Raw genomic sequence first — 10324 nt, forward strand, 5'->3', positions numbered from 1 at the left:
TTTGTGGGATGGGATTTGAGAAGCGCCAAAATAATTAGGGACGGGCTAGAAGCCCATCCCACAATCTTTCTTGTGGGATGGGCTTCTAGCCCGTCCGATTATTGGTGCGGAGTGTACGGACTACTTTTTATTTTTATCGGGAATCCCGCTAGTTTTTAACATATCAGCAACTGTGCCGCAGTAACTCGGCATTCCTATGGTTTCGGGATTCACAAGATTTTGATAGGTAAAATGGCGGTAGCTGATGCAAAATCTATCCCAAGCAGCCACTTGAATTCGGAACAGCCAAATAAAGAAATCGGCCAGCCAAGGTGACAGAGTTATCCGAAAAAATATCTTTTTATTCAAATACTCGCAAGCTTGTTCTACCACTTCGTTAGCTGTAATCGCCGGATTTCCTAGCACAAAATGTCGCGGTTCATCGGAAGCCGGCGGATGTTCAACTAAATAATTAACTACTTTAGCAATATCTGCGCCGTGGATGAAGTGAAAACTGCCATCTGCCTTAAACCAGCGAATCAAACCAATCCATTTTGCGACAAGTGGCAGGCCAGATGACAAGTGAGAGACTGGTTTTTCGGCGTCTCCTCCCAATACTAATGTCGGGTAAAGTGCCGTAATCGGAGGCACATTTGTCAAGGCTGACAAATGCACCATGCAGTTGTATTTTGAGCTAATATAATCTGTCCCCAGTTCCCCGGCTTCTTTAAGCAAATTGTTGTCTCTACCGAGAATGCTGGCCGTTGAAAAATAAATTACTTGTTGGCAAGTCTGTGGCGAAAGTAGTTGAATTAGCTGGAGAGTTTTCGTTACGTTAACGTCAAACACTTCTTGAGTTCCTCCCCAAGCAGTGGCAGCTAAAATTGCTACATTAATTGTTTGCAAAAGTTCGGCGTGTTGCTCGATATCTCGCATATCGCCTTGTATGATATTGATGCCGGGGCGGGCTTTCCAGTCAAATTTTAATTTTTCGGGGTTGCGAACTAAGAGGTAAAGTTCGTGGTTTGTTTCTTGAATCAAAGTTTCGGCCATGTAGTGACCGATACAGCCACTTGCACCCGTTATGAAAATTTTTTTGGCGTTCATTTTGCAGAAGGGGAAGGGGGGGACGGCAAGGGGGAGAATAGGGCTGTTTCATTCTCCTGCAATCCGCCAGGGGTTGAAACCCCTGGCGTCGGGCAAAAGTCGGTTGAAACTGAGATGTTGCGCCATTCTCAATTACTTGTTTAGGAACAGGCTTTTCGGCCTGTTCCACAAAGAGTGAATTTTCTTGTGGAACAGGCCGAAAAGCCTGTTCTTGAGAAGGGTGCAAGATGTGAGTTGAAACCGACTGAAGAGTACCATTGTTAATAAAGGGCTTTTTTGTGGCTGGGGGCGGGTTTATTTAACCTGTCTGCACTCTTTAAAGCTATTGGTGAACCCGCCCCTACGGGATGTTTTATTGGCAAGGGTGCTCTTCGGTGAGTTAAAACCGATATCTTGCACCATTCTCAATTAGCCGTAGGGGCGGGTTCGCCAACAGTTTTAAAGCTTGCAAATAGGTTCTATAAACCCGCCCGACCCCACGAAAAATCCTCTTATTGATATTGCTGCAATATCTCAGTTAAAACCGACTGAAATATTAATCTTTAGTCCTCATAGCGAGGACTTTAGCTATGAGACAGGGGTTTCAACCCCTGTCGGATTGTCGGACTCAAGCAGCAACTGCAAGCAATTTGTCGGCTTGTTTTGCCGTTTCAAAGAAGAAACGCACGTTGTCTTCGGGAGTACCCGGTAATACACCGTGTCCCAAGTTGAGGATGTGTCCGCGCGGGCCGGCTTTGCGAATTGTATCAAGAATTCGATCGCGAATAAACGCTTGAGAACCAAACAACACGCCCGGATCGAGATTTCCCTGAACGTTCATATTCGGGCCCAAACGTCGGCGCGCGTCGGCCATGTCAACCGTCCAATCGACGCTGATGATATCCGCGCCGGATGTTGTCATGCGTTCGAGGAGGCCGGCGCTACCGGTGACTAACAGAATTAGCGGGGTGTCAGGATGGGTTTTTTTGACTTGCTCGAATACTTGTTTCTGGTAAGGTAGAGCGAAGGTGTCGTAGTCCTGCGGGGAGAGTTGGCCGGCCCAGGAGTCGAACATTTGCACGACTTGCGCGCCGCAGTCGATTTGATAGCGCACGTAAACGGCGATCGCATCTGCAAATTTCGACAGCAACTGATGCAGTAAAGTTGGATCGGAAAATGCCATGTTTTTGATGACGGCATAATCCTTAGAACCTTTGCCCTCAACCGCATAGGCCGCCAGCGTCCACGGCGCGCCCACAAAACCGAGCACGGTGGATTTGTTGCCGACTTCTTCGCGCAGGGATTTCAGGATAGTTTTGATAAACGGCAAGCTTTCTTCCGGGTTCAGCGGTTGCAGCGCGTCGATTTGCTGCTGAGTGCGGATGGGTGAGTGGATAATCGGGCCTTTACCTTCGGCGATGTCCATGTCGATGCCCAAACCGGGCATGGGGGTGACAATATCGGAAAACAGAATTACGCCGTCGGGTTGAAACGCGCGCCACGGCTGAAGGGAAACTTCGATCGCCACTTCGGGAATTTCGGAACGTTCGCGAAACGAGGGATACTTTTCTCGCAAATCTCGATAAGCCTTCATGTAGCGCCCGGCTTGACGCATCATCCACACGGGCGGGCGGTCTAGAGTTTCGCCGCGGGCTGCCCGCAACAACAAGGGAACTTCATTTAATGCCGACATTTTAACTTTTCTCTACCTTAGATATTTCAATGCCTTTGGTAGCTTACCACTGTGCGATCGTCCTTTTTGACAAAAAATTCATCTGTCAGCGGGGAGGGAGATGAGGAAAGTGGCTGAGTTCGATAGCAACCTTCTGGCACGGTCAAGGAATTCTTAATAGGTGAAACTCTTGCTAATAGGGAATTTTCACATCCACCCTTTTGCTACAATGACCATGCAAACTAACAGAATCCGCGACCGCGACCTCAAGCAGACGAAGCCTCTAGCACTGGTGCAGCGGCAAAGCGCAGAAAATCACAACCGCGAAATAAAAATATGTTTTTTGACAATTGGTTTGAAATAATTCGGATTTTGACGCTCGGCGTTTCCGCTTACGCCGCGCTGATTTTTTTGCTGCTAGTTTCCGGCAAGCGAACTCTGTCGAAGTGGAATGCCTTCGATTTCATCGTTACCATCGCCCTCGGTTCGACGCTGGCGACTGTCATCATGTCAAAAGACGTTTCCTTCGTCGAGGGCGTTTTCGCCCTCGGCTTACTCATCGGGCTGCAATTCATCGTCACGTGGCTTGCGGTGCGGGTAAAGTGGGTAAAAAATCTCATCAAAGCCGAACCTACTATGCTGCTCAGCCAAGGCCAATTTCTGCCTGTGGCGATGCGGCAGCAGCGCGTGGGTGAATCGGAAATTCGGGCGGCGATTCGGGGGACGGGCTGCGCGTCGATCGAAGAAATCGAAGCAGTCGTGCTGGAAACCGACGGCAGCATGAGCGTTATCAAAAAATCTCCGAACAATTCGCGATCGGCTCTCAAAGATGTAGCTTAGTCGATCGTTAAATCTGTAGAGACTCATCTTATATGGTGCGTCGCTGCTCCATTTTCAAGCTTAATAGTAGATTTTACTGGGCGACGCACCCTACGGTTAATTAAATCGAAACTATCTCGTCACGCACACTCCGCCCACAACTACCCGACATTGATCTGGGCTCGCATCGAATCTACTATCATTCCGCCTCGCCGAATCTAAATTTCTAGTCCGCGAATTGTAGTAATAATCTCCCGCCGGAAACCTTCTATTCGGGACAGCGCAGTAAGTTGAATCTTGATTACCATCGTCAAACCTTACTCTCACCATAGAACGTCTCTCGCGACAATCAACAGACCGCAAGCCAAAATCATCTTGCAGAATCTGTGCTCTGTCATATTGACCGTCATATCGATCGTCATCTCGCCTCGTGTACCAATCGTCCCGCGAATTGCGAGATCGTCTGTCGCCCCCATCAATTCCCGCAACTTCCAGCGTGTAGTTACCGCCCCTGGCAGCATCTTTTGCTAACACTAACAGTTTGTAATCGCCACTACGGGGAATTTGATAATTAAAAGAACGGTCTTGCGTAAAAGCGACTTGTTTGTTGTTCCCGTAAAATAGCACCATGACGGGAGTAAAACCGCGGCTTCTATCTGTATCTAAAAACACTTCAATGTTGTCGCCTTCCCTGGCGCTGAATGTGTATTCTTGGCCGCGCAATTCTTCCGTTGGAGAACCCGGAACCCACATATTCCGAAAACGGTAAATCGGGGAAGTGCGGCGAATTACTCCGGCAACGCGATCGTTATTCCGTATCTGTTCGCCAACAGCACTAGACGAAATGCTCGTAAGTGCCAATCCTGTAACTAGGAATGCGGCAGCAATACTGTTTAACAAGTTGTGTGCTTTCATATCAACCTCTGGAAAATTTAAAATTTTTTTTGCTTTCTTGGCGCAGACATTTGCATACACAATCCATTTTAAATGTAATTTCTGCCAACCGTGTCAACCTCACCTAACGGGAATATTTAGCGGGTGCAAAATCTCATGTTAAAGTTATAGACGTTGAGCCCTAATCTAAAGTTGCGATCGATCGCCACAAATCAGCAATCCCGATTCAGCGTCGAGACTCGCCATAATTCCCATCGGTAAAGCAGCGTTAACTCCCTCGTGCCCGAAAGGCAAATCCGAGACAATCGGAATATTCAAGTCCCCCAGCCGATCTCGCAAAACCTCTTCAATGCTAAAACTGGGAATACTCGGCTCAATCTCGCAGCGGCTGAAGCGTCCCAAAGCAATGCCCCGCACCCCAGTGAAAGCCCCCGCCATCCGCCACAAAGTCAACATTCGATCGACCCTGTAAGGAGCCTCGGAAACATCCTCAAATGCGAGAATAACCCCCGTCAAATCCGGTTGATACGGGGTTCCGAGCAAGTGAGAAGCCACCGTCAGATTCGCCGGAAACAGCGGCCCCGTGGCTTGTCCGCTGCCCCATCCTTTACCTTGCAAAGATTGTAAGGGACGACCTTCGATGCAGTCAAAAAGTCGATCGACAGACCAATCCGGTTCATCCGCCAAAGTTGTCAGCATCGGGCCGTGAACGCCCCAAATCCCCAATTTGTCGTGATTCCACAGCAAAGCAGTAATATCTGAAAAGCCGATTAACCATTTCGGCGAATGGGAATCGGGAGTTGGAAATTGGGAATTTTCCGCCTTTCCCACATTTCCTTTTTCCAAAAGTCGAGTGCTGCCGAAACCACCTCGAACACAGAGAATACCGCGACAATCCGGGTCATTGAGGGCATCTGCTAGCTGTCGGACGCGGTTTTCGTCGGAACCTGCCAAATAGCCCCAGCGATCGTCAAAACCCGGTGTTAATTCAATTCGATAGCCGCGAGATTTCCAAATTTCTACACCCTTTTCAAAGTTGGTTGATTCTCGCAAAGTGCCACTAGGGGCAATTACTTTGAGCAAATCTCCTGGTTGCAGAAATTTTATGTCAGTCATTTGTTATTAGTTATTAGTTATTTGTTATATCGTGTTTTGTGAATTAACGGTAATTCTGTAGGGGCGGGTTTTACCAACCATCAACTATTAAAACAAACCATCTCCAAAACCCGCCCCAAACCCAGGGACTATCGACATCAACCTTACCCACATTTACATATTTCGTTGGGTGGGGCGGGTTTTCGAGATTGTCTGTTTCATGCGGAAATTTTCTGTGAACCCGCCCCTACGGGATAGGGTTGATTATTGATTTAGGAGTGAGTTTTTCAGATTATTTGTTAATCATTACTAAGGTAAAGTTAGAATTTCCACCCCAGAATCAGTCACAGCCAGAGTGTGCTCGAATTGAGCCGAAAGCTTTCCATCCTTGGTGATAGATGTCCAACCATCGGCGAGAATTTCCACTTCCCAAGTACCCTCATTAATCATCGGCTCGATCGTAAAAACCATGCCTTGTCTGAGCTTCTTTCCTGTGCCCCGCTTACCGTAGTGCAGAATTTCTGGTTCAGTGTGAAAGACTCGGTGAACGCCGTGTCCCGCAAAATTTCGCACTACCGAAAAACCCTGTGCTTCAGCATATTCTTGAATCGCTGCACCGATGTCGCCGGTACGAGCACCCGGTTTGACTTCGGCAATTCCTCTTCTTAAACATTCCTCGGTTACTTCAACTAACTTTTTCGCTACCGGTGAAGGTTTCCCGACAAAAAAAGTTTTGGAAGTATCGCCATGATAACCATCAACTAAAGGGGTTACATCAATATTAATAATGTCACCTTCTTTAAGAATTTGTTTCGCATTGGGGATGCCGTGACAGACTACTTCATTGACGCTTGCACACAGAGATTTGGGAAATCCTTTATAGCCTAGGGGAGCGCTTTTTGCTCCGTGTGCCAAAGTCCAGCGTTCGGCTTCGTCGTTAATTTCTAAAGTGCTGACACCCGGTTTTACCATCGGTTCGAGATGCAGCAGAAGTTCGGCCGCTAAACGGCCGGCTTGGCGCATTTTTTCGATTTCTCTACTGGATAAAAGCACTAAACGTTCGGTTGCCATAGTTGTTTCAGTTTTCTTTTTTTGTGGTCGCTTAAGAGTTTATTTAACTCAATTTGAGAATAGATTTGAATTGCTGTTCCATAAACTTGTAAGGTGCATCAGTCAGCGAATCTTTCTACAAATTGGCCAGTATTATTACTGACGCACCCTACTAGCAGTGATAGATTTGAACCAGTGTTCACAACGATCGCCCAAAGCTGATAAAGAATATTCTACCTCTGCTTGTCGCCGGCAAGCGCTGCGGTCAATTTTGTCTAAGCGGGCGATCGCACCTACCAAGCCATTTACACTATCAGGCTGCACTAAAAAGCCCGTCAGTCCGTCTCTAACAATTTCCGCCGGCCCCCCGCGCTCGTAAGCAATCACGGGTACACCGCACGCTAAAGCCTCGATCGCGACATTTCCGAAAGCTTCCACCCAACGTGGTGTCATCAACAATGCTTGGCACTGACGGGTTTGCTCTTGCATTTGGGTTGTTGTCAAAAACCCTAAATATTCTACCGGAGCATCCGGGTAATCTGCACAAATTTTTTGCCAATAATCCTCATCTTGCATTTTGCCCATAATTTTGAGGGGAATGCCTGTAATTTTCGCTGCTGCTACTGCATCTTCTAAGCCTTTTTCCGGGGCGATGCGGCCTAGCCAAGCTAATTTAGACTGGGATTTGTTGCAAAATTGGTACAGCGATAAATCAATGCCGCTTCCCAACAACTGACATTCCTCGGCAAAGGTGAATGTTTTGGCTTGAGAAGCGGTGTGAACTCCGATCGTACCAGGAAACTGGGCGGCGGTTTGTTCGGCAATGCGATCGAGGGCTGCAGAAAGGGATCCCATGCTGATCAAATGTGCGATCGGAGTCCTAAAAAATGGTGTCAAATAAAACGGCAGCCAATCGTAGGCAAAATTAACAATCACATCCCATTCATCCTGAACTTGGCGAGCATATTCCCACATATTCGCCAGCACCGAGTCGGCGGGCATCACAATAGGAGCATGGTAATCTTGTGTTTGGGCGGTTACTTGCAACTCACCCGTTATTTCGATTACAGAAATTGATTCTAAGACTGAACCTATCGGCGCTACAACTCCTATTTTATGACCCCGACTCTGCAATTCTTTAGCTAGGTTAAGGACTGTAAGTTCGACTCCGCCGCCCAACCCCGAACCGAGTTGACCGACAGAAGTTGACAGAAACAATAGTTTTAAAGTGTTATTAGTCATTAGTTATTAGTCATTAGTTATTAGTCATTAGTTATTAGTCATTAGTCATATCATGTCCGGTCGATTACCCTGATTCCTGTAGGGGCGGGTTCACCAATAATATTTGCCAAAAACGGACAATCTCACAAACCCGCCCCGACCTATGTATTGTGGGCGATCGATCGGACATGATATCAGTAGTCATTAAGCTGTTCGGCATTTAAAGGGCTTGCGTAAGGTGCGTCAGCATCTAAGGTTTTCCGTTTCAGCGTAAGGGTTCTAGCTGACGCACCCTACTAGCCTCGTTACTGGTTTAAATGCTCCACAGCTTAGTCAGCCGTCACTAATTCTAACATAATCTAAATTATAAATTCTCCCATCTCAAATCTCTATTTTCAAATAATTTGAAAATTGCTACATTTATTAATCCATCCCAGAACGCGGACGGAGGCGGTTTAACTGATTGATTGCCCAGCGAGCAGTTTCCTGAACTTCTGGATCTGGATCGTCCGTCGCACGGTGCAACAAGTAACTGATTTGATTCACCAATTCGTAAATCCGCGTCAAGTCGCGAATTGCATTTTTACGCACTTCGGGATTTTCATTTTGCAGCGAGATTGACCACGCATTATTCATGGGTTTGAGCGTGCGAATGCCAATTTCCGAGAGACTTGCCAAAATTAAACTGTACTGCTTGGAGTCGGAATTTGCTAGCAAATCGAGCAACGGCTCAACTGCTCTGGAATCTCCCCGCTGACCTAGTTCCCAAATTGCTTTGCCTCTCTTTGCCGGATTTAGCTGCTGCAAATCTTCAATCAGTGCTTCAATAATATCAACTTGAGGTCTACGATCCGTTTCGGGAAGGGCAATATTTTTCTTCTTCGCTAGGGAATCGGTTTGATTAGTTGTTTCGGGAATGTTGAAACCTGTGTTGCTGTATCCGTTGCTGTGAGTTTCCAAGGGCGATGTGTCGGAATTAATTCGATCGCCCTCGACGGCTGCATCATCGGGTTCTGGTTGCCGGGATTCCATGATAAAAGGTTGAGCGCTGCTCTCAATACTGTGGCCTTTTGGCAAACCAAAAGGGTAGGGCAAGGCTGACAGCGATTGTCCCCCAGAAGAAGTCTCTTGTGGCCTAATTTGGTGCGAGTTTGTAGGAGAATCGGGATTAGTGAATGGAGAGTTTTTTGGGTTGTGGCGCTCAAATCTTCCCCGTCTTCGCTTAGGATAATTTGACTCGTCACTGCTAACTAATTTGAGCATGATAAATACTGCCGCTGCCGTGACGACAACTGCTGCCAAACCCAACATTAAGAACCCCCGCTGACGAGACAAAATGACGAGCAAATTGGATACCGATTTCGGGATCTTAGAATTAGATTTGGACGTTTTGGACGGCTGAGATTTGCTTTTATCGGGCGCTGGAGACGGTTTTAGAGGCTTGGAATTCTGGCGATCGTCCGGGGGAGAGTTCGCCTGAGCAATTTCTTGGGAAACAGCACGCGCAGAGGCATTGAGTACCTGTTGCCCTCCGTCGGCACTTGGACTGAACGCAACGCCCAGACAGGCAATGCAGGTGAACAAACATACAGAGGAGCGGTAATGCGCCATAAGACTCAATCCGGGTTTTGAGAGGCAACGCCGCATGACGAGCTTTAGTTTAACCGTGAGTTAGCTCGATCCTAGCTGCTATGGGCTTAACTAACTCACAAATAGCACCAGACTAGCGAAAAACCCTGGTTTGAGAGGGCACCGAGCCAGATATTTCTTATAAGCACAATTGTGTCATTGACGTGCAACTCCTTTAAATAATTAGTTTAATTAGTTTAAAACGAACAACTACATTGGCGGCCGCGACTTTAGCAGCGGCATCCCGAAAGTTGATTGCAGCTAATCTCACCTACGTGCAGTGTGCAGTGCAGGCCGCGCAGCCCAGCACTGCGGGGGCGTTAGCAGACGATTGTGGCTAGCCGTCGATTTCTCACCAATAGCGTGGCATGACCAAAAGTTTAACAAGCTTCCGAGCCTGCAGGTCGATCGTTTTTGTGTGAATTTGGGCGGAAGTGGGACAGGGGCATTGGCACTGCAAACGTGAAACAGGGTTTTTTCGTTAATTCTTCGCTGCTAAACCGCATATTTTCCGTACATTCCAGGACGCACTCTCGATCGAAGAAACCGGGTTTTTTTACGAAAAATGCTGTAACAAAGAGAGCGCTGATTTGACAGATGTTAATTTGCAGCGGGCAATTATGGCGGATAGAAGTGTTTGGGCGATCGACTAAGATAACCGTTAGGAAATATTGTATTTAGCTAGCAATCGCCAAAAATCATACTATCTTGTAAAAGTAGGGTCGGATTTAGTTAGGATTTATAGTGAGAGCGAGTAGACCCTTTCACGCAGGCGTCCTCTGTCAACGTTCTGTTTATTTGTACCCAATTAGGAGCGCGAATTAAATAACTTACAATTTTAATTGTTATTGTGGGATGGGCGTCCCGCCCGTCCTTTTT

The 10324-nt window shown here is 47.2% G+C and carries 9 protein-coding genes; 2 read left to right on the plus strand and 7 right to left on the minus strand.

Annotated features, from left to right (window positions below; genetic code table 11):
* Nucleotides 1–120: 120 nt before the first annotated feature.
* Both QUB51_RS13540 and hemE read right to left on the minus strand, forming a co-directional pair.
* Nucleotides 121–1086 (minus strand): NAD(P)-dependent oxidoreductase, encoded by a 966-nt coding sequence (locus QUB51_RS13540; RefSeq protein ID WP_333058418.1) that lies wholly within the window; start codon nt 1084–1086, stop codon nt 121–123.
* A gap of 607 nt (nt 1087–1693) precedes the next feature.
* Nucleotides 1694–2758: a uroporphyrinogen decarboxylase gene (hemE, locus tag QUB51_RS13545; protein WP_333058417.1), complete on the minus strand. Its 1065-nt coding sequence runs from the start codon at nt 2756–2758 to the stop codon at nt 1694–1696.
* A 315-nt stretch (nt 2759–3073) separates the two neighbouring features.
* Between hemE and QUB51_RS13550 the strand changes: the two genes are divergently transcribed.
* A complete protein-coding gene (locus QUB51_RS13550; RefSeq protein ID WP_333209400.1) occupies nt 3074–3577 on the plus strand; it encodes a YetF domain-containing protein in 504 nt (167 codons plus the stop codon).
* Nucleotides 3578–3688: 111 nt separating this feature from the next.
* Here QUB51_RS13550 and QUB51_RS13555 read toward each other — a convergent pair whose 3' ends face one another.
* The 5 genes from QUB51_RS13555 to QUB51_RS13575 form a co-directional block, all read right to left on the minus strand.
* Nucleotides 3689–4471 carry a hypothetical protein gene (locus QUB51_RS13555; RefSeq protein WP_333264425.1) on the minus strand — a complete coding sequence of 261 codons (783 nt, stop codon included), beginning with the start codon at nt 4469–4471 and terminating at the stop codon, nt 3689–3691.
* 165 nt (nt 4472–4636) lie between these two features.
* Nucleotides 4637–5566, minus strand: a complete 930-nt coding sequence (locus QUB51_RS13560; protein WP_333058410.1) for an LD-carboxypeptidase — start codon at nt 5564–5566, stop codon at nt 4637–4639.
* A gap of 288 nt (nt 5567–5854) precedes the next feature.
* Nucleotides 5855–6616 carry a type I methionyl aminopeptidase gene (gene map, locus QUB51_RS13565; RefSeq protein ID WP_333046484.1) on the minus strand — a complete coding sequence of 254 codons (762 nt, stop codon included), beginning with the start codon at nt 6614–6616 and terminating at the stop codon, nt 5855–5857.
* Nucleotides 6617–6751: 135 nt separating this feature from the next.
* Nucleotides 6752–7837, minus strand: coding sequence for a glycosyltransferase family 4 protein (locus tag QUB51_RS13570; protein WP_333264422.1), 1086 nt, complete (start codon nt 7835–7837; stop codon nt 6752–6754).
* Nucleotides 7838–8239: 402 nt separating this feature from the next.
* Entirely contained in the window at nt 8240–9427 is a 1188-nt protein-coding gene (locus QUB51_RS13575) for a HEAT repeat domain-containing protein (protein ID WP_333250222.1), read from the minus strand.
* A gap of 233 nt (nt 9428–9660) precedes the next feature.
* Between QUB51_RS13575 and QUB51_RS13580 the strand changes: the two genes are divergently transcribed.
* Nucleotides 9661–9786 carry a hypothetical protein gene (locus QUB51_RS13580; protein ID WP_333209394.1) on the plus strand — a complete coding sequence of 42 codons (126 nt, stop codon included), beginning with the start codon at nt 9661–9663 and terminating at the stop codon, nt 9784–9786.
* The last annotated feature ends 538 nt before the right edge of the window (nt 9787–10324 follow it).

Origin of the sequence: Microcoleus sp. AT8-A3, from assembly GCF_036705675.1 — a bacterium.
GTDB lineage: Bacteria > Cyanobacteriota > Cyanobacteriia > Cyanobacteriales > Microcoleaceae > Microcoleus.